Annotated in this window: 14 protein-coding genes; 10 read left to right on the forward strand and 4 right to left on the reverse strand. The window is 29.3% G+C overall.

All coding sequences use genetic code 11. The annotated features are described in order from the left end of the window. Nucleotides 1–109 precede the first annotated feature (109 nt). Nucleotides 110–373 carry a hypothetical protein gene (locus tag CLTEP_RS05985; RefSeq protein ID WP_066824056.1) on the reverse strand — a complete coding sequence of 88 codons (264 nt, stop codon included), beginning with the start codon at nucleotides 371–373 and terminating at the stop codon, nucleotides 110–112. A gap of 605 nt (nucleotides 374–978) precedes the next feature. Here CLTEP_RS05985 and hcp point away from each other — a divergent pair. The 3 genes from hcp to CLTEP_RS06000 all read left to right on the forward strand — a co-directional run bounded on the left by hcp (nucleotide 979) and on the right by CLTEP_RS06000 (nucleotide 7,063). Further along, entirely contained in the window at nucleotides 979–2,625 is a 1,647-nt protein-coding gene (hcp, locus tag CLTEP_RS05990; protein WP_066824060.1) for a hydroxylamine reductase, read from the forward strand. 756 nt (nucleotides 2,626–3,381) lie between these two features. After that, on the forward strand, nucleotides 3,382–5,577 hold the full coding sequence (locus CLTEP_RS05995) for a diguanylate cyclase (protein ID WP_066824063.1): 2,196 nt from the start codon (nucleotides 3,382–3,384) through the stop codon (nucleotides 5,575–5,577). A 526-nt stretch (nucleotides 5,578–6,103) separates the two neighbouring features. Beyond that, a complete protein-coding gene (locus CLTEP_RS06000) occupies nucleotides 6,104–7,063 on the forward strand; it encodes an SLAC1 anion channel family protein (protein ID WP_066824065.1) in 960 nt (319 codons plus the stop codon). A gap of 108 nt (nucleotides 7,064–7,171) precedes the next feature. Here CLTEP_RS06000 and CLTEP_RS06005 read toward each other — a convergent pair whose 3' ends face one another. Beyond that, entirely contained in the window at nucleotides 7,172–9,400 is a 2,229-nt protein-coding gene (locus tag CLTEP_RS06005; RefSeq protein ID WP_066824227.1) for a DNA topoisomerase III, read from the reverse strand. 43 nt (nucleotides 9,401–9,443) lie between these two features. Further along, the gene (locus CLTEP_RS06010; protein ID WP_066824066.1) at nucleotides 9,444–10,796 is read right to left on the reverse strand and encodes an MATE family efflux transporter; all 1,353 of its coding nucleotides are present in this window, start codon (nucleotides 10,794–10,796) and stop codon (nucleotides 9,444–9,446) included. Nucleotides 10,797–11,046: 250 nt separating this feature from the next. On the opposite strand from CLTEP_RS06010, the gene CLTEP_RS06015 reads away from it, so the two are divergent. Continuing rightward, nucleotides 11,047–11,892 carry a class I SAM-dependent methyltransferase gene (locus tag CLTEP_RS06015; protein WP_084364695.1) on the forward strand — a complete coding sequence of 282 codons (846 nt, stop codon included), beginning with the start codon at nucleotides 11,047–11,049 and terminating at the stop codon, nucleotides 11,890–11,892. 66 nt (nucleotides 11,893–11,958) lie between these two features. Next, complete coding sequence (locus CLTEP_RS06020) at nucleotides 11,959–12,591, forward strand: trimeric intracellular cation channel family protein (protein WP_066824068.1); 633 nt, start codon at nucleotides 11,959–11,961, stop codon at nucleotides 12,589–12,591. A 2-nt stretch (nucleotides 12,592–12,593) separates the two neighbouring features. Here the strand turns inward: CLTEP_RS06020 and surE are convergent, their stop codons facing one another. Beyond that, nucleotides 12,594–13,355, reverse strand: coding sequence for a 5'/3'-nucleotidase SurE (surE, locus tag CLTEP_RS06025; protein ID WP_066824075.1), 762 nt, complete (start codon nucleotides 13,353–13,355; stop codon nucleotides 12,594–12,596). A gap of 428 nt (nucleotides 13,356–13,783) precedes the next feature. Between surE and CLTEP_RS06030 the strand changes: the two genes are divergently transcribed. The 5 genes from CLTEP_RS06030 to CLTEP_RS06050 all read left to right on the forward strand — a co-directional run bounded on the left by CLTEP_RS06030 (nucleotide 13,784) and on the right by CLTEP_RS06050 (nucleotide 23,100). Continuing rightward, nucleotides 13,784–15,016: an aminopeptidase gene (locus tag CLTEP_RS06030; protein WP_066824076.1), complete on the forward strand. Its 1,233-nt coding sequence runs from the start codon at nucleotides 13,784–13,786 to the stop codon at nucleotides 15,014–15,016. Between the two features lie 108 nt (nucleotides 15,017–15,124). Continuing rightward, nucleotides 15,125–15,514: a hypothetical protein gene (locus CLTEP_RS06035; RefSeq protein ID WP_066824078.1), complete on the forward strand. Its 390-nt coding sequence runs from the start codon at nucleotides 15,125–15,127 to the stop codon at nucleotides 15,512–15,514. 152 nt (nucleotides 15,515–15,666) lie between these two features. After that, nucleotides 15,667–16,689, forward strand: coding sequence for a tRNA 2-selenouridine(34) synthase MnmH (gene mnmH, locus CLTEP_RS06040; RefSeq protein WP_066824080.1), 1,023 nt, complete (start codon nucleotides 15,667–15,669; stop codon nucleotides 16,687–16,689). A 1,078-nt stretch (nucleotides 16,690–17,767) separates the two neighbouring features. Beyond that, entirely contained in the window at nucleotides 17,768–19,720 is a 1,953-nt protein-coding gene (locus CLTEP_RS06045) for a DNA gyrase/topoisomerase IV subunit B (RefSeq protein WP_066824081.1), read from the forward strand. 491 nt (nucleotides 19,721–20,211) lie between these two features. Next, entirely contained in the window at nucleotides 20,212–23,100 is a 2,889-nt protein-coding gene (locus CLTEP_RS06050; protein ID WP_066824091.1) for a DNA topoisomerase IV subunit A, read from the forward strand. The last annotated feature ends 33 nt before the right edge of the window (nucleotides 23,101–23,133 follow it).

A 23,133-nucleotide genomic window follows, 5' to 3' on the forward strand; every position in this document is an offset into this window, starting at 1 on the left:
GGAAATTAATCATTAAAATTTCTTGGGGTAGGGGGAGGTGTAACTATTTTTAAGGCCTATCGGTTTGCAGGCTTCCCAGTTATTTAAGTAAATGTAAAAAAAATAAATTTTAGTAAAAACAAATTTTTAACTGGAATTTTGATGCGAAATCTCTGATTTCTTTTAATGCCTCTGGATAATTTTCAACAATATGTAATCTTCCATTGAAATGACCTACGCGAAAAATATAATCATTCCATCTGGCTAAAAATAACGTAGCAATTACTTTGTTTGTAGTAGCATATACATAACTTTTACCATGTGAACTTACTTTAGGTTCAATAATTTGTAGACCATTTATATTACTCCCATGATATACTATTCCATTAATCATAAACATTCTCCTTACCAAGTTGATAAAAATAGCATCTTTAATATACAGCTATTTTGTTACATACAGCTATTTTGTTACAATTATCAAATTCTTATAATGACACAATACAAAAATAATATGTAATTAATACCATAGTAATTATATCACATTTTTCTATATTTGAGCCAAAATAACTAAATAACTGCATATAAAAAAGGTATCTTAATTTTGTTTGGTATCATAGGATACTGAAATGATAGCACATATAGTATAAAATAAAATCATAGCATATAAAATTCATATTTTTGTTTATAGAATTATACGATTTTAAGAGCTTTGCAAATATATATAAGATTCTATGCAAATATATATAAGATTCTATAAATGAGCAAATTTCAATCCATTAAATGTAAAATAACATTTTAGTGCGATTTTCAGGCATCATCTAGTACAGTAAAACAGTAAAATTCAGTATTACAAATTGAGTTGTCAAGTCATTTGTAACGTATTATAATGATTTTTGCTCATTAAAAGTAAGATTGATAAAAAATACTTAACTGCACACAATAACAAAAGTAATTAGTAAAAATAAGAGTAGATTATTTTAAATTTAGGAGGGTTTTATTATGAGTATGTTTTGTTATCAATGCCAAGAGGCAGCAAAAGGAACAGGTTGTACAATTAAAGGGGTTTGTGGTAAACCAGAGGAAGTTGCAAACTTACAAGATTTATTGATTTATACTTTAAAAGGTATAGCAATAATAGAACAAGAAGGTATTAAAGTAGGGGTTAGATTTCCTAAAGCAAATCACTTAACAATGAATGGTTTATTCATGACCATTACGAATGCAAATTTTGATGCCACTATGTTTATTGAAAAAATAAAAGAAGCATTAGCATTAAGAGAAGAAATGAAAAAAGAATTAGAAAGCAAAGGTGTAGAATTTAAAAACTTACATGATGCTGCTGTGTGGACTGCTGATTCAGATTCAGCTATAAAAGCAAAAGCAGATTCAGTTCAAGTTGGAGTTTTAGCTACAGAAAATGAAGATATCCGTTCTCTTAGAGAATTGATAACATATGGACTAAAAGGCATGGCAGCTTATGCAGAACATGCATATAATTTAGGAAAAGAAAACGAAGAAATTTATGAATTTATTTCGAAAGCTTTAGCAGCAACATTAGATGATTCATTAACTGTAGATGATTTAGTTGCTTTAACATTGGAAACAGGTAAATATGGCGTGGATGTAATGGCACTTTTAGATTCTGCTAACACAGGCGCTTATGGAAGTCCAGAAATAACTGAAGTAAATATTGGAGTTAGAAATAATCCTGCTATTTTGATTTCAGGACATGACTTAAAAGATTTGGAACAATTATTAAAACAAACTGAAGGTACAGGTGTAGATGTATATACACATGGTGAAATGTTACCAGCACATTACTATCCAGCATTCAAGAAGTATGATCACTTTGTCGGAAATTATGGAAATGCTTGGTGGAAACAAAGAGAAGAGTTTGAAACATTTAATGGACCAATATTATTTACAACAAACTGTATTGTACCACCAAAACCAGAACACATTGATAGAATTTATACAACGGGATCAACTGGTTATCCAGGATGTAAGCACATTGAACACGACGAAAATGGAGTAAAGGATTTTTCAGAAATTATCGAACATGCTAAAAGATTAGCTCCACCTACTGAAATAGAAAAAGGCAAAATTATTGGAGGATTTGCTCATGCACAGGTATTTGCATTAGCAGATAAGATTGTAGAGGCTGTAAAATCTGGAGCAATTAAAAAATTCTTTGTAATGGCTGGTTGTGATGGAAGAATGAAATCAAGATCATACTATACAGAATTTGCAGAAAAATTACCAAAAGATACTGTGATTTTGACAGCAGGATGTGCTAAATATCGTTATAATAAATTGAATCTAGGTGACATTGGAGGTATTCCTCGTGTACTAGACGCAGGACAATGTAATGATTCGTATTCGCTTGCAGTTATTGCACTTAAGCTTAAAGAAATATTTGAACTTAATGATATCAATGAATTACCAATAGCATACAATATTGCATGGTATGAACAAAAAGCAGTAATCGTATTACTTGCATTGCTTTATCTCGGTGTTAAGAATATAAAGCTTGGACCAACACTTCCTGCATTTTTATCACCAAATGTAGCAAAAGTGCTTGTTGAGAATTTCGGTATAAATGGTATAAATAGTGTTGAAGAAGATTTAGAACAATTTTTAGGATAATAAATTATTAAAAATACCTTCAATTTGTAATATGCAATATAAATAGTTAATATCATATATTTTTTATTAATATTAACTATAAAAATCTCTGCATACTGTATTTTTTCGTTGTAACATATATGATAAAAATCTAAATTACGAATTGAAGTAAAAAACTTTCTATGAGGCAATCATTATAATGGGGTTGCAGGAAAATGAAGAGCAATACAATGTTGTATATGAAATTATTTTTCTGGCAATCCCATTTATAGTATTTATGGAACATTTTTACTGAGTGATGACGTTACTTGCTCCTCTTCTCTAAGTCAATCCTTCTATGTTGTAGAATATTTTTGTTGCGTGTTTAATCCAATATGAATTAATAGCAAATATGATAGAATTATGTCTTAATCAAAATGCTCTAATTAATGTTAGAGCATCAAATTAACAGCAAACATAATAGAATTATGCATATTCCTCACAACAATTTTCATATTTATGGTATGTAATTTTTTATCAATTTCACAAGATTTCCATTTATTAATAATTTTTGTAACACAGATAGCGAGTTCTAAGAATACAGACTTCATATGTTTTATGGACTTGTCAATAATTTTTGTAGTCCAGATAGTATACTTAAATAAAATTATAAAAGAACTGTCAAAATTCTTTAAAATTTGATATAATAGCAAGAGAGTTTTAAAGTAGATTCTGATATACCATATATATTTATTTTTATACTTTACATATGTTTATTAAGTTTTAAGATGGATTCTGATGAGTGTTGATAGTTTATTTAGAAAAGTTGGTGAGCATGCAATGGTGATAAAAAAAGTTGAAGATAAAATATTGAACATAGTTAGCATTAGGTTTATTTCTATAATAGTCATACTTATAATAACCTTTATGTGTATAGCAACGGAAAAAATATCACAATCATTTATAGATAATGTCGAAAGCGAAATAAAGTTAGAGTTAAAACAGAAAGTTGATATTGCATATAATACTATTGCTCCTATTTTAAAGTTGAAAAGAGAAGGTAAGATTACTGAAGAAGAGGCAAGGAAAAATATTTCGGATATTGTTAAGAGAATGATTTATGATGATACACATTCTGACAATTATATTTTCATGAGTACATATGATGGTTATTATTTAGTTCAGCCATTTGAACCGGAAAAAGAGGGTACTAACATGTGGGATGTACGAGATTCAAATGGGACTTATGTTATTCAACAAATTATAAGAACTGCTAAAAATTCACCAAATGGATCATATATAAGCTATTTTTGTAAGTTGCCAAACAGTTCATTGATAGAAAAAAAATTAACTTATGTTAGAGGAATTCCTGAAATCAATGCATATATTGGAACGGGGGCATATATTAATTTAAAGTATAAAAAGCTATATTGCCTACTTAATATGCAAAAGATAATATTGATGATTATTATAGCTGTAATAATTATTTTAATGGTATTGTATACGTATAAGCTGCATAAGGTAAATTGTAGTTTAAATAGTGAAATAAAAAATAGATTGAAGATTGAAAAAGAGTTAAAGAATGAAAAGGATAATATAATTGTTCAAAAAAGTCGGTTGGAAACACTGTTTAATTATTCTCAAGATGCAATAGTTGAATTTGATACGAGTGGCATAGTTTTGAACGTTAATAAATCTTTTGAAAAAACGTTTGGATATTCTAAAGAGGAGTGCTTAAGGAAAAACATAGATAAGCTTATATCAACAGAAGAAACTTATAATCAGACAAAAAAATTAACATTGAAAATTATGGAGGAGGAGACAATAAACATTGAAGCTATAAGATATAAAAAAGATAAAACACCTATAAATGTTTTAGTTAGAAGTATATATATAAAAATTAACAATAATATATTAGGGGTGTATGGGATTTATACAGATATTACTGAGATTAAAAAATATGAAAGAAAATTAGAGTATATGAGTATATATGATGCATTAACGGGTTTACATAATTTAAATTATTTTAATAAAAAGATAAATGAGTATGAAAATAACAAATTGAGTTCAGTAGGTATTATAATGTGTGATTTAAATGGATTGAAATTAGTTAATGATACATTAGGACATCAATATGGCGATATACTTCTTAAAAACTTTGCGTATGTATTAAAAAAATCTGTTAGGGAACAAGATGTTGTTGCAAGAGTAGGAGGAGATGAGTTTTCTGTTATTTTGACAGATATAAATAGGAATCAAGTAAAAAAGATAATAAAAAGGATTAATAGCAATATAGAAGAATTTAATAAATCACTAGATGAAAAAATGCTTAGATTATCTGTTGCAATTGGATGCAGTATTCTTGAAGAAAATAAAAATATTGAAGAAGTGATTAAAGATGCTGATGATATAATGTATAGGAATAAATTAATAAACAAAGCTAGTAGTAAAAATCAAATATTAAGCGTATTAATGGCAGCATTAGCTGAAAAGGATTTCGTGACTTTAGGACATACTGAGAGAGTGGCAAATATGTGTATGAAAATTGCAGATGAAATGGGATTAGATGAAGAAAGAAAAAGCAAATTGATTTTATTATCTGAAGTACACGATTTGGGTAAAATTGCTATTTCTAATGATATACTAAATAAAGAAGGGGATTTGTCTGAAAAAGAATGGAGCATAATGAAAAGCCATACAGAAAAAGGATACAGAATAGCATTAAATTCCAATGAAATTTCTAGTGTTGCTGATTTAATATTGAAGCATCATGAAAGATGGGATGGTAAAGGATATCCTTTAGGGTTAAAAAAATATGATATTCCTATAGAGTGTAGAATATTAGCAGTAGTTGATGCATATGATGCTATGACGAACCCGAGACCATATAATAAAATAAAATCTCACGAAGAAGCTATTGAAGAAATAAAAAAATGCAGTGGAACACAGTTTGATCCAAAAGTAGTTGATATATTTATATCAATTGTTTCTTAAATATTTATATTAATGACTAGATAATGCTTGGGTTTTTACGATTTATTTCGTAATATGCAATATTTATATTTAATGCGCATATATTTTCTATTAATATTCACTGTGAAAATTAATACATGATATATTTTCCCATTGTACTATAATTATGCTATATATGATAAAAATCTAAATTATGAATTTAAGTTATTTGTGAAATTTGCTTTACAATGAGTATATATAGTGTTAATATAGTGTCTGTACCGATATAGAAGTTGATAGTTTTGTTTGAAAGCATATTTTAGAGTCAATATAAATATGCTTTTTTTAGAAAATTAACTGATAATGAGTATCAAATGATACAGGGGTGATTGATATACATAATATACAATTTTAGATATTTTGTTTTAGCAAAATGAGTTCACTATTTTTGTATTATGTAGTGATTGAAAATCGTGTCAAAATGTTGTTTTACATTTACTGGATTGGAATTTGCCCATTTATATTATGTAAAATAAGAAGCAAAATATAATACAGGAGGAGTGATAATATGAATAATCAAAATAGGATAAAGAATTTTCCAATTTCATTTTTTTCAATAATATTAGGTATGGCGGGATTTACAATAGCTATTCAAAAAACAGAAGGTATTCTAAAATCTACTATTAATTTAAATTTATATCTTCTGGGTATAACGGTTTTCATGTTTTCAATAATAGCTATACTGTATATTTATAAATTTATTAAATATACAGAGGAAGTTAAGTTAGAGTTTAAAAATCCAGTGAAATTGAGTTTTTTCCCAACGATATCAATTAGTTTATTGCTATTAAGTGTTGCATTTTTAGATGTAAATTTAAGTATATCAAAAATACTTTGGTATTTCGGTACGATAATTCATGCTATTTTTACATATAAGATTATTTCAGTATGGATGTTTCATCCGAATATTGATATCAAAAATTTCAATCCAGCATGGTTTATACCTGTTGTTGGTAATATTATTGTGCCAATAGCAGGGGTAAAGCACTTTAATATAGAACTATCTTGGTTTTTCTATAGCATAGGATTATTGTTTTGGATTGTGCTATTTACTATATTTATTTATAGAATAATTTTTCACCATCCTTTGCCAGAAAAGTTACTACCTACTTTAGCTATATTAATTTCGCCGCCGGCAATTGGATTTATATCTTATGTGAAATTGACACATTCAGTTGATAGTTTTGCAAGGATATTGTATTATTTTGCATTGTTTTTGACTACATTTTTGCTTAAAGAATATAAATTATTTAGCAGAATTAAATTTTATTTATCATGGTGGGCATATACATTCCCAATTTCCGCAATGACAATAGCTACTGCATTGATGTATCACATGACTAAAGTAGTGTTTTATAAGTATTTGATGTTTAGTATATTAATAATTCTCATAGCATTAGTTGTCATTATATTACCTATGACGATTAGCAAAATTATAGAAAAGGGAATATGCATAGAAGAAGACTAAGGAAGTATGTAAAAAATCAATAGTAAATAATGCATAACAAAGCTTAGAGTCCCTATCTTTAGCATATATGGTGACTCTAAGCTTTTTGTTTCAGCAATATGAATTTACTTATTTAATTTTTAAATTAGCTAATGCATCTGCTAATGCTGAATTTATTGGTTCTTTGTTTTCTTTTTTCTGTTGCCTTATATATTTTGTAACTTCTCTTTTACTTAATTTACTTCCCTCAGCTTTCTTTCTTTTGTTAAATGAGGATAGTTTTTCTCTATAACCACATGTAGAACAAACAAATATCTGACCTTCTCCTTTGCCAACGAGTGCTAATTTTTTATGACACTGAGGACACCTAGCATTGGTAACTTTCGCAATATTTTTTCTATATCCGCACTCCCTATCTTGGCAGATAAGCATTTTGCCTTTTTTTGTATTTACTTCAAGAAGGTATTTTCCACAATTAGGACATTTTTCTCTTGTTAAATTATCATGTCTATAGCTTTTAGTATTATTAGTTACATCTAAGACAAGTTTAGATGCATATTTTTTCATATCATTTATAAATTTAGTACTATTCAATTTACCTTTGCTAATAGAGTATAATTGTTGTTCCCATTCTGCTGTAAGCAAAGGCGATTTTAAGTCTGAAGGGACCAGACTTATTAGTTGTTTTCCTTTTGATGTTGGTATTATTTCTTTTCCTTTTTTTTCGATGTAGTATGAGTTGAATAGCTTTTCAATTATATCAGCTCTTGTAGCAACAGTCCCAATTCCACCAGCTTTTCCAATAGTTTTTTCAAGTTGTTTATCATTAATGTGTATATATTTCTGCGGATTTTCCATAGCAGAAAGTAAAGTTCCTTCGGTGAATCTAGCAGGAGGTTTAGTTTGTCTTTTAATAGTTTTAACGCCTGTTAATTTTATTTTATCATCTTTGGAAATATCAGGTAAAAACTGATCGCTTATTGTATCTTCATTATTGTAATTATTGTTATCAAGTTCAACTAGAAGTTCATCTTTATCATATATTGATTTCCAACCTTTATGTTTTACATTCTTGCCTTTAGCAATAAAAGTTTCTCCATTAATTGAAGCTTTAACTGTTATTTGTTCATACTCATAAGGTGGATATAATACCGATAAAAACCTTCTTATTACAAGGTCATATATATTTTTTTCTTCTATGCTAAGTAAACTTATATTAACTTTTTGTTCTGTTGGAATTATAGCATGGTGATCTGAAACCTTACTATTATCAACAAAATTTTTATTGCCTTTTATAGAGCTCTTAAGCAAATTTGAAGTAAATTTCGAATAAGGGTATATGGATATTTTTTTTAATCTATCGCTTAATGTTGGAACTATATCTGTTGTTATATATCTTGAATCTGTCCTTGGGTATGTAAGTATTTTATGATTTTCATATAATCTTTGCATTATGGACAATGTTTGCTTTGCAGAATATCCAAATTTTTTGTTTGCATCCCTTTGTAGCTCTGTTAAATCATACAATAGAGGGGAACTTTTCTTTTTATATGCTTTCTTTACTTCAATAATTTTACCATTTTGATTATCAACTTTTGAAACAATTTTTTTTGCTTCTTCATTGTTAAATATACGATTTTTTCCACTGTCTGAATGCTGCCATTGCAAAGTATAACTATTAGCATTTGCGCATTTTGCATTTCCTGTAATTATATAGTAATCTCTAGGAATGAAATTGTTAATGGCATCTTCTCTTTGAATTATCATTGCAAGAGTAGGAGTTTGAACTCTTCCAGCTGAAAGCTGAGTGTTGTATTTACATGTTAATGCTCTTGTGACATTAAGACCTACAAGCCAATCCGCCTCTGCTCTACATACAGCAGATTTATATAAATTTTCATATTCTATTCCAGGCTTAAGATTTTTAAAACCTTCTTTTATTGCTTTGTCTGTTTGTGATGAAATCCATAATCTTTTGATAGGTTTTCTAAACTTGGCTTTTTCAATAATCCATCTTCCGACAAGTTCTCCCTCACGGCCAGCATCTGTGGCTAATACTAATTCTTTTATATCATTTCTAGTCATAAGTTTTTTAACTACATTAAATTGTTTGCTTGTTTTTTTTATGATAACCAGTTGCATTTTCTGTGGAATCATGGGTAAGTCTTCCATTCTCCAAGATTTATATTTTTTATCATAAGTATCTGGTGAAGCTAATGTTACCAAATGACCTAATGCCCAAGTAACAATGTATTTGCTACCTTCAAAGTATCCATTTCCATTATTATTGCAATTTAATACTCTTGCGAGTTCTTTGCCTACAGAAGGCTTTTCTGCTAAAACTAAAATTTTTCCCATAAAAATATTCCTTTCACTTTCATATGCCAAAGTGTTATTATGCTTATATAACACTTCGTATCCAATTTTTTGATAGTACTCTAGGAAATCCTATTATTGATTTCACAACTTCTTCTAAAGAAACTAATGTGACTACCCAGTATATAGGAAGTTGCCAAACTAATGCTCCTAAAAAAGCCATTGGTACTCCTATAAGCCACACGCATCCCGTTTCTAAAAACAAAGAAAATCTTGTATCTCCACCGCTCCTTAAAATTCCAACAATCAATGTAGTTGTATAAAACTTAAATGGTAAAAATATACTCATTATTGTTATTACAAATTTTGCATTATTATAGGTTCTTTGAGAAATATTAAATGCTGAAAGTATGATAGGAGAAGTTAGAAACAATATTACCCCAATAACAATACCTGATGTAAAAGACAGCACTGTAAATTTTTTTGAATATAAAATAGCTTCTTCTCTTTTATCTGCACCAATTTTATTTCCAATCATTATTGCACATGCATTTGCGATTCCCATTGAAACTATCATAAACAGGCTTTGTACCGTATTTGCAATTTGAACCGATGCAATAGCTTCAGTTCCTATTCGTGCATAAGCAGCAGAATATAAAGAGGTACCAAGAGACCAAAATGCTTCATTTAGTATTACAGGTATAGCTGTTTTAAATATATTTAGTACAAATGTTTTAGATAAATCAAATAATTCCGTTATCTTTGCAGCGAGGACACCTTTTTTTATGTATATTACTGATAGTAATAATATTAATTCAATGCTTCTTGAAATTAGTGTTGCTATCGCAGCTCCTTTTACACCCATTTTTGGAAAACCTAAATGACCAAAAATGAACAAATAGTTTAAGCAAGTATTAATTATTAATGCTATTGCACTAACGTACATTGGTATTTTGGGTTTGCCTACACTTCTACAAGCAAATCCATAGCTAAAACTAATGGCAGTAAATAAATAGCTAAAACAAACAATTTTAAGATAATCACTTCCTAGACTAATAATTTTGATATCGTTTGTAAAAATTCTTAATATCATATTTGGAAAGAAAAAAGCTAAACTTGTATAAAAAATGGCTAAAAAAGTACTAGCAATAATACTAATTCCAAGTACCTTACGAATATTTTTTATGTCTTTTTTCCCCCAATATTGTGCAATGAATATTGCACATCCACTGTTAATACCAAATAACAATAAAATAAATAAAAAGAAATATTGGTTAGCAAGTCCAACAGATGCAATAGCAGTTTCTTTTAGGCTTCCTATCATAACATTATCAACAATATTTAGTGATGATGATATTAAATTTTGAAGTGCAATAGGAAGTGCTATTGTTAGTAATTTTTGATAAAAATCCTTATTTTTTAAACATTTAGCTTTCATAATTCACCTGCTTAATCATAAAATTTTTCTAATATAAACAATATATATAACAATAACATGTTTCATTAGTGTTATCAACTTAAAAAAATGTAGATTTCAGAAAGAAATTATTATATACTATTGTGTATGATTAAGTACAATACCGTATATAGTGTATTGGTATAATCAAAATTCAAATGATAAATCACACAAAAAAGGTTAAAATATACTTGAGGTATAAAATTTTGTATTTGAAAGGAAATTGAGTTCAATGAATAATGATAAAAATAATGATAAAAAATTTTGTAGTGATATAACTGATGTAAATGAAAGAACAAATGTAAATGAGAGAACATGGAATAGCGATACTTATAATGCTTGGGTTAAGAGATTTGGTGAACCCATTCAAGCAGCCCAAAAAATAAAAAAATTAAATGACAATCCATCTAGGGCTTTTTCGTCATTAATAAGTAAATTTGGTGATGTCAAATGTAAAAAAATAATGAATATTATGGGTTCTAATGGAACAAAGGCTGTAGCATTGGCATTATCAGGAGCAGATGTAACTGTTGTGGATTTTTCAGAAGGTAATAAACGCTATGCTTTGGATTTAGCCAAAGAAGCTGGTGTTAATATACATTATATTCTGTCTGATGTTCTTAAATTACCTAAAGAAGATATAACAAGTGATTATGATATAGTGTTTGCAGAAATGGGAATATTGCATTATTTTACTGATTTAAAACCATTTATTGATGTTATATATAATCTTTTGGGGGATGAAGGATTATTTGTCATAAGAGATTTTCATCCTGTATCAACTAAATTGATTACATCAAGAGGAACAACAGCTAAAATTCGTAAACACAAAGTTACAGGAGATTATTTTGATACTTCACTAGAAGAAAAAGAGGCTTCTTATACAAAATATTCAAATGATGATAAAAAGAGTAACAAAGTATTGCTTAGAAAGTGGAATATTGGAGAAATCGTAACAGCAGTTGCAAATTCAGGATTGATTATTAAAAGTTTGGATGAAGAACCTAATTTGAGTTCAGATGTTTTTGATAAAGGTATTCCAAAGACTTTTCTCTTAGTTGCGAAGAAGAAGAATTAGCTTTTCTATGTTTTTGTGTATTGTCCTCTTTGTATTGAAAATGATTTTTACTCAGGAGTGATAAATATGTTTTTACTAAATGTATTTGAAATTATAGGAACAGTAGCTTTTGCAGTATCTGGTGCTTTAGTAGGTATGCAGAAAAAATTAGATTTATTTGGAATAGTAACATTGGCTGTTGTTACAGCAATAGGGGGAGGAATTTTTAGGGATTTATTTATTGGAAATACTCCACCTACTGCATTTATGCAACCAAAATACTTTTTAATTAGCGTTGGAGCTGCGTTATGTACATTTATATGTTATTCTAAAATATATAAAAGTATTTCAATAATTAAAAATGTAATGTTATTATTTGATGCTATAGGATTAGGGGTATTTACGGCGTTAGGAGCTAACATTGCAATTAATCATAATTTCGACAATTTTTTTATTGTTGTTTGTATGGGATTAATTTCAGGTGTAGGTGGAGGAATGATTAGAGACATTCTTGTTCGCGACATTCCTCTTATATTGATAAAGGACATATATGCAGTGGCATCAATCGTTGGGGGTACAGTATTTTATTATTCGCATAGCTATGTTTCTAGTTCACTTGGATTGTATCTTTGTTTCTTTATAACATTTACTTTGAGATTAATATCAATAAAATACAACTTTAATCTTCCAACAACTAAGGAAACAAGATATCATATGTGAAATTAATAAAACCATTTTTCAACTTCATTAATAAGCTTAAAGTTAGTTAAATCGTAGTGAAGAGGTGTAATTGTAACATATCCTTCTCTCAAATAATGTGTATCTGTATTTTGAGTGACATAAGGATTTAGGGTGTCGTTTAACTTGATTATTATATTACCGTTTTCATCTTTTATTTTTTGATATGCAGCATCATATTTAACTCGTCCTATGCTGCATATTTTTATACCTTTAATCTCTTTTCCTTTCATAAGAGGAATGTTTACATTTAAAACAATATCATCACTTAAGTGTAAACGCATATTTTCAGCTATTTTAACAATTTTACTTGCATATTTTGAGGCTACTTCATAGCTTTCAATATCATCTTTTATTTGCATAGAAAAGGCTATTGAAGGTATCTTATTAATGGCAGCTTCGACAGCAACAGATACTGTACCTGAATAAAGTACATCTGTTCCTAGATTCAAACCTCTATTAATACCTGATACAACTAAATCAATATTGCAATCAGTTAAAGCATTAATACCAACTCTTACACAATCTGCTGGTGTACCATTAAGGCTATAAGCTTTGCAATTTAAACCATCTAATTTAACTTCTTTAGCTAAAAGAGAATCGGTTAAAGTAATTGAATGGCTTGAAGCACTTCTTTGTGTATCAGGAGCAACTATAGTAATTTCATGATCAGTTTCAAGAGCCTTGGCAAGAGAATATATACCTTTAGCATATATTCCATCATCGTTTGATATTAATATTTTCATTTAAATCTCTCCTCGTCTAATAAGTTTATAGCAGATATTTACCTGCCAAATTTATTTATTTTTTATATTTGGTTATAGATTAAGAAAGCATCTCTATTTTTCTAATGGGGATTCTCCCAATTCGATATTGCTCATTCTTTTACTTTCAAAGTATGCTAGTCTATTTTGTGCTATATTGTGTCATCAGATTTCATTAATAGTTCAATTATCAAAGAAACCTGTTTTCTTGTCTGACACAAAACATACGCCATATGTCGCATTTTTGATTTGTTATTTTCTTTCAAATGTTTTAGAGTTATTATACACGTATAATTATTTTTTGTAAAGATAGCTGTATATTATTATTATTTTTGCCAATTATCTATGGAAAGAGCAATAAAAAAAGTGATATAATAGCACTATCATAGTTAATGAAAGGGGAAAGGTAAATGAAAAACTTTAATGAAACATTAAAGAAATATGCCGAATTAGCTGTTAAAGTAGGTATTAATATTCAAGAGGGGCAAAAGTTAGTAATAAATGCGCCTATAGAGAGTGCTGAATTTGTAAGGCTAATTGCAGAGGTTGCATATAAAGCAGGAGCAAAAGAAGTTATTCCAAAGTGGCGTGACGAAAAATTCGAATTAGTGAGATACATGAATGCACCAGATGAAGCATTTAAAGAATTTCCCAAATGGATTGCAGATGGTTATGAAGAACTTGCAAAAGAAGGAGCAGCTTTCATGTCAATTGCAGCATCTGATCCTGAACTGCTAAAAGATGTAGATTCTACTAGGATTGCAACTGATAATAAAACTAAATCTTTAGCATTAAAAAACTACAGAAAATACATAATGAACAGTGATGTTTCTTGGTGTGTTATTTCTATTCCAACTGTAGGATGGGCTAAAAAAGTATTTTCTGATGTTTCAGAAGATAAAGCAGTTGAAATGCTTTGGGAAAGCATATTTAAGATTGTTAGAGTTGATAGAGATGATCCTATTAATGCATGGAATGAACATCTCAAAAACTTAAAAGAAAAAGTAGACTTCTTAAATGAAAAAAGATTTAAAAAGCTTTATTACAAATCAGAGGGAACGGATTTGGAAATAGAATTACCAGAAGGACATATATGGGAAGGCGGCGGAGAGAATAATTCCAAAGGAGTTTATTTTGTTGCAAATATGCCAACAGAAGAAATATTTACAATGCCACTTAAGACAGGAGTTAATGGAACTGTCAAGAGTACAAAACCTTTGAATTATAGTGGAAATTTAATCGAAGATTTTACTTTAACATTTAAAGATGGTAGGATTGTAGACTTTACTGCAAAGAAAGGATACGAAACATTAAAGAAATTAATTGAAATAGATGAAGGCTCTCATTATTTGGGTGAAGTTGCGCTAGTTCCATATGATTCTCCAATATCTAATTCAAATATCATTTTCTATAACACACTATTTGATGAAAATGCTTCATGTCATTTGGCAATTGGTATGGCATATCCATCATGCATCAAAGGTGGAGAAAATATGAGTGAAGAAGAACTTGAAAAAGCAGGAGCTAATACTTCATTAACTCATAACGATTTTATGATAGGTTCACCTGAGCTTGATATTATTGGAGAAACATTTGACGGAAATAAAATACAGATATTTAAAGATGGAAATTGGGCTTTTTAGTTGAAATTTAGATGTGAAATTTGTCCCTTTTTACTTATAATAGCATATTTAATTAATATAGAAAGTATTTTTTTAATTGCTATTATTTATGTAAGGAGGGAGTTTTTTATGGTACAAATTATAATTCAATATGTACTTGTTATTTTGCTTGTTGTTGGGTTAGGATATTTAGCTTATTTACTAAAAGATAAGAAAATCAATATAAAGGATGATTATTTTGGATTGGCTTATGCAATTTTAAACACTTTAAAGAGCGATGAAGCAACGAGTGCAAATATAAAAAAGATTATAAGAGCAGTATCTGAAGGTGTTAAATTTGTTGAAGATAATTACAAAAATGTAGATAATGCAATAAAGGAGGAGGAAGCATTAAAGCTTATTCGAGAGAGCATAGATGCTTTAGGCTTTGAAAGTCCTATTGATGAAAGCAGTATTAGATATTTAATAAGAATAGCTGCATCAATGCTTCCACCTACTCATGATGGTAATCAAAAATAACTGATAAACTTTTAAACTCCCTTTTGGGGGTTTTATTTTATATGTGGCTAAACCAGTACACTATTGAGTAAAATAATAAAATAGGTTATTATTAAATAATGTTATAACTAATATAAGGCACATTCAAATGCCTAAATGGGAGGTTTCAACAGTTGTACATACCTATTGAATATAAAGATTTAAAAGGAAATTATTTATTGATTGATGTTAGAAGTCCGAGTGAATATAAACATTCTACTATAAATGGCGCTATTAATATTCCAATATTTGATGACTATGAAAGAAAAGTTATTGGTACAGTATACATTAATGAAAGTATAGAAAAAGCTAAAAAAATTGGAGTTGATGCAGCATCAAAAAAACTTCCAGAAATATATGAAAAAGTGGTTAAACTCAAAGAAAATTATGATAAATTAGTGTTTTTTTGTGCTAGAGGTGGAATGAGGAGTGGAGTTTTAACCATGTTTTTAACTGCAATGGGAATTAATGCAGTTAAATTAAAGGGAGGATATAAAGCATATAGAAAATATATTGTCGATGAATTGCCAAAGATAAATGAAAACATAAATTACATTGTACTTCATGGTAATACTGGGGTTGGAAAAACAGAAATATTAAAGAAATTAAGGCTACATGGATATGATGTACTTGATTTAGAAGGTGCTGCGAATCATAGAGGTTCACTACTCGGTAATGTTGGGCTTGGGGATACGTACAGCCAAAAGCAATTTGAATCTAACATATATCACACACTAGAAAAAATTAAAACAAATTATGTATTTGTAGAGGCTGAAAGCAGTAGAATAGGCAATATTAATGTTCCTAAATTTATATGTGATAAAATGAAGGAAGGAATTCATATATTTTTGGATGCTAATATTGATTTTAGAGTAAATATTATAGTAAATGAGTACATAAAAGATGAAAACAATAAGATTGAAATATTTAATTGTTTGGATAAACTGAATAAATACATATCTAGGTCTAATCTTGAGAGGTACAAAACATTATTAGAAAAAGAAAATTACAATGAACTTGCTAAAGAACTTATGGAAAAATACTATGATCCTTTGTATATGAATTCTGCTAAAAATTATGATTATGCTCTGAAAGTCAATGTTGATAATATAGATAAATCAGCAGAAATAATTGAAAATTGGTTTAAAAGATTGTAAAATATATAAACAGAACATTTGTTTCTGTTTTTTATTATTGATAACTATAAATAAGCAAATTTCAATCTATCATATAAAGAAGATTTTTGCTTATTTATAAATTATTCATTTTCACCATATCATATACAATAATGGTAAAATGTGGTATAATAATTCCTATGTAACTTGAAAATTAACATCTTTTTAAAAACGAAGTTTAAAAACTAACATTCATCAAGGTCACAATCTGCTTTGGTGATTGGCGATTGGCGATTTTGTTTTAGTCTCCAGTCTCTAATCTCCAACACAAATTTGTAATTTGTAACCAGCATCTTATTAGGTGCTAGGAGAGAAGGTACTAGGGTTTATCTGACTAAGTTACGATATGGTTTGGCGACTGGTGACTTTGTTTTAGTTTCCAGTCTCTAGTCTCCAATCTCCAGTACAAATTTGTAATTTGAGGACTAATATTTGTACTCTAGGGATCAGGGAACAGGTACTAGGATTAATCAAGTTTGTTAGGGTGCTAGAGGGCTAGGTTGCTAGTACAAATTTGATATCTGTGTAGCAGTATATGTTTCAGGTGTTGGGAACAGTTACTAGTATTAATTAAGTTTGTTAGGGTGCTAGAGGGCTAGGATGCCAGTGCAAATTTGACATTTTATACCAGTATATGTTTCGGTTACTAGGAATTAGGAGATAGTGCTAGGAGAGAAGGTACTAGGGTTTATCTGACTAAGTTACAATATGGTTTGGCGACTGGTGATTGGCGATTGGCGATTTGGTTTTAGTCTCCAGTCTCTAGTCTCCAATCTCCAGTACAAATTTGTAATTTGAGGACTAATATTTGTACTCTAGGGACTAGGGAACAGTTACTAGTATTAATCAAGTTTGTTAGAGTGCTAGAGGGCTAGGTTGCTAGTACAAATTTGATATCTGTGTACCAGTATATGTTTCAGGTGTCGGGAATTAGGTGCTAGGAGAGAAGGTACTAGGGTAATAGGTGCCAAGTACTAAGTATTAGGTTAGGAATTAGGTACCAGGTGCTAGGAGAGAAGGTACTAGTTTTACAAAACAAGATATATTGTGGAGGGAAAATATGGAGAAAGATAATCAAAATCATTCATATAAAGTTACTGATTTAATGTCGCTTGAAAAATTGGAACCTGTTAGGGTTAGACCTGGTATGTATATAGGTTCGACAGGTTCAAAAGGACTGCATCATTGCATATGGGAAATATTAGATAATTCTATTGACGAAATAACAAATGGTTATGGCGACAAGGTAGAAATAATTTTAAATAAAGATAATAGTGTAACAATTATAGACAATGGAAGAGGAATACCTACAGGTATACACCCAATAAAGAAAATTTCGGGTGTTCAAATGGTATATACTGAACTTCATACAGGAGGTAAATTTAACAATAAAAACTATAAGACTTCGGGTGGACTTCATGGTGTAGGAGCTGCCGTTGTAAATGCTCTTTCAGAATGGTTAGAAGTCGAAATCATGCAAAATGGAAATATATATAAGCAAAGATTCGAATATGGCTATGATAAAGAATTAAAAAAAGATATGCCGGGAACTCCATGCGGTGATTTGAAGGTTATTGGTAAAACAAATAAAACAGGAACAAAAGTAACTTTTAAACCTGATAAAAGAGTATTTAGTGCAGTAGATTTTAAGTTTGATATTATTGATGAAAGACTTCAAGAACTTGCTTTTCAGAATAAAGGTGTTAAGCTTGTTTTAATTGACGACAGAAAAGAAGAAAAAGTCATAAAAGAGTATCATTCAGAAAGAGGATTATTGGATTTTATTGATTATTTAAACGAAAGCAAAACAGTTTTGCACAAAGATGCTATTTTATTTATGGGTGAAAGGGAAGTTAAAGGAATTAATCTGAGCTCTGAGGTTTGTATTCAATTTACCGATACAAGTACAGAATATATAGCAAGCTATGTAAATAACATACCAACAACAGAAGCAGGTACACATGAAACAGGATTTAAAACAGGTATGACAAGAGCTTTTAAAGAATGGGCTAAAAAACTCAATTTAATAAAAGAAAAAGATAAAGAATTTGATGGAAACGATTTAAGAGAGGGAATGACAGCAATATTAAAAGTTAAAATAAGCAATCCTATATTTGAAGGACAGACTAAAACAAAGCTTGGTAATAATGAGGCATATACAATGATGAATGAGCTTACGTATACAAAGCTTTGTGAGTGGATAGAAGATAATAAGGAAGTAGCAACAACTATAATAAACAATGCTATTATGGCTGCAAAGAGAAGAGAAAAAATAAAAAAGATTAATGATGCTGAAAGAAAAAAGATAGGTAAGGGAACTGCACCGCTTGCTGGTAAAATAGCGGTTTGTACATTAAAGAAGCCAGAATTATTAGAATTCTTTGTTGTTGAGGGTGATTCAGCAGGTGGTAGTGCAAAACAGGCTAGAGACAGAAGATTTCAGACTATAATGCCCTCAAAAGGAAAGATATTAAACACCGAAAAGCAAAAATTGGAAAATGTAATAGCTAGTGAAGAACTTAAACTTTTCAATACAGCAATAGGGACTGGAATTTTAGATAATTATGATGAAAAAGATCTAAAGTACAACAAGGTAATTATACTAAGTGATGCCGATGTAGATGGATACCATATTAGGACATTGTGGATGACTTATATTTACAGATACATGAGGCCACTTATAACAAATGGACACTTATATTTAGCACAACCTCCTTTATACAAAGTTTATAAAAAAAGTAAAAAGGGTGACAAGATTTTATATGCATATAGTGATGAGGAATTGCAGAGTGCTAAAAAAGAAGTAGGGAAAGGAGCACAAATACAAAGGTTTAAAGGTTTAGGAGAGATGAATCCAGAACAATTATGGGAAACAACTTTAAATCCTGAGACTAGAACTTTGTATCAAGTTACTATTGAGGATGCTGCAAAAGCAGAAAAAATGATATCTCTTCTCATGGGAGATGTTGTTGAGCCACGAAGAAATTATTTATACAAATATGCTGAATTTTAACATATAGAATTATTTTACTTTAGATGAGCAAAAATCATTACAATGAATTACAAATGACTTGACAACTTAATTTGTAATACTGAATTTTATAGATTCTATAAGACTCCCACCTTTATAAGTTGGAGATTGAAGCGTTTTGCTTCAGGTGGAGTAGAGTCTACACCAGAAGTTACCATGTTTTGCTTTAGCAAAACGAGTCCACTGTTCTCACATATTATATGATGCTTGAGAATTAGATTTCAACATCTGATACAATCTTTTTTAGCAACGTTTTCATGTATTATATGATGTTTGAGAATCATAATAAAATGCTATTTTGCATTTATCGATTCTACAAGACTCCCACTTCTATAAGTGGGAGATTGAAGCTTTTGCTTCAGGTAGAGTAGAGTCTCCACCTGAAGTCTCGATGTTTTGCTTTAGCAAAACGAGTTCACTGGATTGGAATTTGCTCATTTATAGTAGATTAATAAGAAGTGGAGTTGATATATATGAGTAAAAAAATAAATATTCCTAAGGATAATAATATTTTAACTGTACCTTTAGAGGAAGCAATGCCTGATAATTATCTTCCATATGCAGTAGAAGTTGCAAAAGATAGAGCACTTCCAGATGTTAGGGATGGATTAAAACCTGTACATAGAAGAATACTTTATGGAGCATACATGATGAAGGCTTATCCTGATAGACCCTATTTTAAATCTGCAAGAATTGTGGGAGATATACTCGGTAAATACCACCCTCATGGGGATTCATCAGTTTATGAGGCGATGGTTATATTAGCACAAGATTTTTCAACGAGGATGCCTCTTATTGATGGACATGGAAATTGGGGAAGTCAGGATGGTGATAGTGCTGCTGCAATGCGTTATACAGAAGCACGACTTTCACCTATAGCGATGGAAATGTTGAAAGATATTGAAAAAGATGTTGTGAATATGGTTGATAATTATTCTGATACAGAAAAGGAATCAGAAGTGCTTCCTTCAAGGTATCCTAATATTTTGGTCAATGGTGCATTTGGAATAGCTGTTGGATTGTCGACTAATATTCCACCGCATAATTTGGGTGAAGTCATAGATGGTGTTATAGCACTTGCAGATAATAAAGATATTACAACAAAGGAAATTATGAATTATATAAAAGGCCCCGATTTACCAACAGGAGGTATTTTGATAGGTGAAAGTGCTTTATATTCTGCATATGAGAAAGGTGAAGGACGGGTAACATTAAGAGCAAAGACAAGCATTGAAAAGCTTGAAAATGGAAGGTATGGTATAATAATTACTGAATTTCCATACAGAAAGAACAAAGCAAAAATACTTCAAACAATATCAAATATGACAGGTGAAAAAAAACATTCAAAAGCACTTGAATCCATTACTGATATTAGAGATGAATCGGATAGAAATGGAGTAAGAGCTGTTATTGAATTCAAAAAATCTGCCGATATTGATACAGTCAATAAAGTTTTAAAATATTTATTTAAGAAAACAGAATTGCAGTGTAATTTAAGCTTCAATATGGTAGCATTAGTAAATGGCAAACCAGAAAAATTAAATTTAAAGAGTATTTTATATTACTATTTGGAGCATCAAAAGGAAATTGTAACAAGAAGGACTAAAAAAGAGTTAGAAATAGCTGAAAAAAGATTTCACATTATTGAAGGATTTATAAGAGCTATTGATATTATGGATGAAGTTATTAAAACAATTCGTTCATCAAAATCTAAAAAAGATGCTCAAAGCAATTTGATGAATGAATTTGACTTTACAGCTATACAAGCTGAAGCAATACTTGAACTCATGCTTTATAGACTGACTGGATTAGAAATTAAAACATTTGAAAAAGAACATAGAGAGTTGCAAAAGTTAATTCAGAAATTGAATAAAATATTAGGTAGTGAAAAGGAATTGATTAAAGTAATAAAAAAAGAAATGATTGAAATAAAGGAAAAATACTTTGATGAAAGAAGAACGCAGATTATTGAAGATGATAGTGAAGCACAAATAGCTGTCGATGAATTGATTGTTGAAGAAGATGTAATTATTACACTGTCAAATGAAGGATATATTAAAAGAATTTCTTTAAAATCATACAATAGGTCTTCTGCAAATGTTGATGATATTGAATACAGAGAAGGGGATTTTAATAAGTTATTATTATATTCTAATACTAAATATAAAATGCTTATATTCACAGATAAAGGAAATATGTATAGAATAAAATGTGTTGACATACCAGAACATAAATGGAAAGATAAAGGTGAAAGAATAGATACATTAATAAAAGGATTGAGTTTATATAATGAAAATATAGTGGGAGTATTTTCTGTATTAGATATGACTGCTCAAAAATATTTTCTTTTCTTTACGAGTATTGGAGGTATGAAAAAAACAGAATTATACAAGTTTGACACAGCGTATTCAAAAATTCAGGCTTCAAAATTGAGAAAAAATGAAAGAATAATTTGCGTTAAACTTTTAGACAATTCAAGGGAAGAAGAATTCATTTTATTCAAAACGAAGATTGGTTTAAGTTTCAGTATTCAGGAACCAAAATTGGAGTACAGCGATAGAAATGTAAATTCACAAGAAATAGTAAAAATAGGTGATTTAGATTCAATAGTTTATGCTGAAATTGAGAAAGAATATGAATATAAAATTTTTACTGTATCTGTAAATAGCAAAGGTTTAATAAGATTAAGTTCAAGCAAGAACAAGTTACTTATGACTAAAACTGACTCTAGTCAAATTCTGTGTATATTTACTGAAGAAGGAAAGGTATTTACTATTCCTGCATATTTGATACAAAATTTAGATGATGGATGCATAAAATTAAGTGAATTGTTTAGTGAATACAATAATTTAAAGCTTGTTAGAGTAATAAGCTGCAATGGGTTAATAGATAATGAAATAAACAATAATGTTTATGTGTATACAATCACACAAAATGGTATCATAAGGAAGACGAATATATATGATTTTATATCAAAAGGATTTTCATGTTTAGAAAGCAAATTGAAAGAAAATGATAGGCTCATTTCTGTTATATTAGCAGATGATGAGTGTTATGGAGATATTGTAATTGTTTCAAAGAATGGAATGTGTATAAGATTTAATTGTAAAGATGTAAATACAATGAAAAGAAATGCTGCAGGAGTTATAGCAATAAGCTTATCAGAAGATGATAAAGTGATTTTTGGAACTATTATTTGTGAAAATGGTTATGAAACCAATCGAAGCAGTATTTTTGTGAAGACTAAGAGTGGGTATGAATGGAAAATTACACTTGATAGCATTAAAGTACAGAATAGAGCAGGTAAGGGAAAAAAGATAATAGAATTGCACAATAGAGATATAATAACAAGCATCAAGTAACTATATAGTTACTTGATAGCTATTTTATAGGGT

The sequence above is a fragment of the Clostridium tepidiprofundi DSM 19306 genome, from assembly GCF_001594005.1.
Classification (GTDB): domain Bacteria; phylum Bacillota; class Clostridia; order Clostridiales; family Clostridiaceae; genus Clostridium_AC; species Clostridium_AC tepidiprofundi.

What these genes read in the sequence shown, in the direction of transcription:
- CLTEP_RS05985 (WP_066824056.1), bottom strand. Translation starts at nt 373, where the DNA reads ATGATTAATGGAATAGTATATCATGGGAGTAATATAAATGGTCTACAA.
- hcp (WP_066824060.1), top strand. Translation starts at nt 979, where the DNA reads ATGAGTATGTTTTGTTATCAATGCCAAGAGGCAGCAAAAGGAACAGGT.
- CLTEP_RS05995 (WP_066824063.1), top strand. Translation starts at nt 3,382, where the DNA reads ATGAGTGTTGATAGTTTATTTAGAAAAGTTGGTGAGCATGCAATGGTG.
- CLTEP_RS06000 (WP_066824065.1), top strand. Translation starts at nt 6,104, where the DNA reads ATGAATAATCAAAATAGGATAAAGAATTTTCCAATTTCATTTTTTTCA.
- CLTEP_RS06005 (WP_066824227.1), bottom strand. Translation starts at nt 9,400, where the DNA reads ATGGGAAAAATTTTAGTTTTAGCAGAAAAGCCTTCTGTAGGCAAAGAA.
- CLTEP_RS06010 (WP_066824066.1), bottom strand. Translation starts at nt 10,796, where the DNA reads ATGAAAGCTAAATGTTTAAAAAATAAGGATTTTTATCAAAAATTACTA.
- CLTEP_RS06015 (WP_084364695.1), top strand. Translation starts at nt 11,047, where the DNA reads ATGAATAATGATAAAAATAATGATAAAAAATTTTGTAGTGATATAACT.
- CLTEP_RS06020 (WP_066824068.1), top strand. Translation starts at nt 11,959, where the DNA reads ATGTTTTTACTAAATGTATTTGAAATTATAGGAACAGTAGCTTTTGCA.
- surE (WP_066824075.1), bottom strand. Translation starts at nt 13,355, where the DNA reads ATGAAAATATTAATATCAAACGATGATGGAATATATGCTAAAGGTATA.
- CLTEP_RS06030 (WP_066824076.1), top strand. Translation starts at nt 13,784, where the DNA reads ATGAAAAACTTTAATGAAACATTAAAGAAATATGCCGAATTAGCTGTT.
- CLTEP_RS06035 (WP_066824078.1), top strand. Translation starts at nt 15,125, where the DNA reads ATGGTACAAATTATAATTCAATATGTACTTGTTATTTTGCTTGTTGTT.
- CLTEP_RS06045 (WP_066824081.1), top strand. Translation starts at nt 17,768, where the DNA reads ATGGAGAAAGATAATCAAAATCATTCATATAAAGTTACTGATTTAATG.
- CLTEP_RS06050 (WP_066824091.1), top strand. Translation starts at nt 20,212, where the DNA reads ATGAGTAAAAAAATAAATATTCCTAAGGATAATAATATTTTAACTGTA.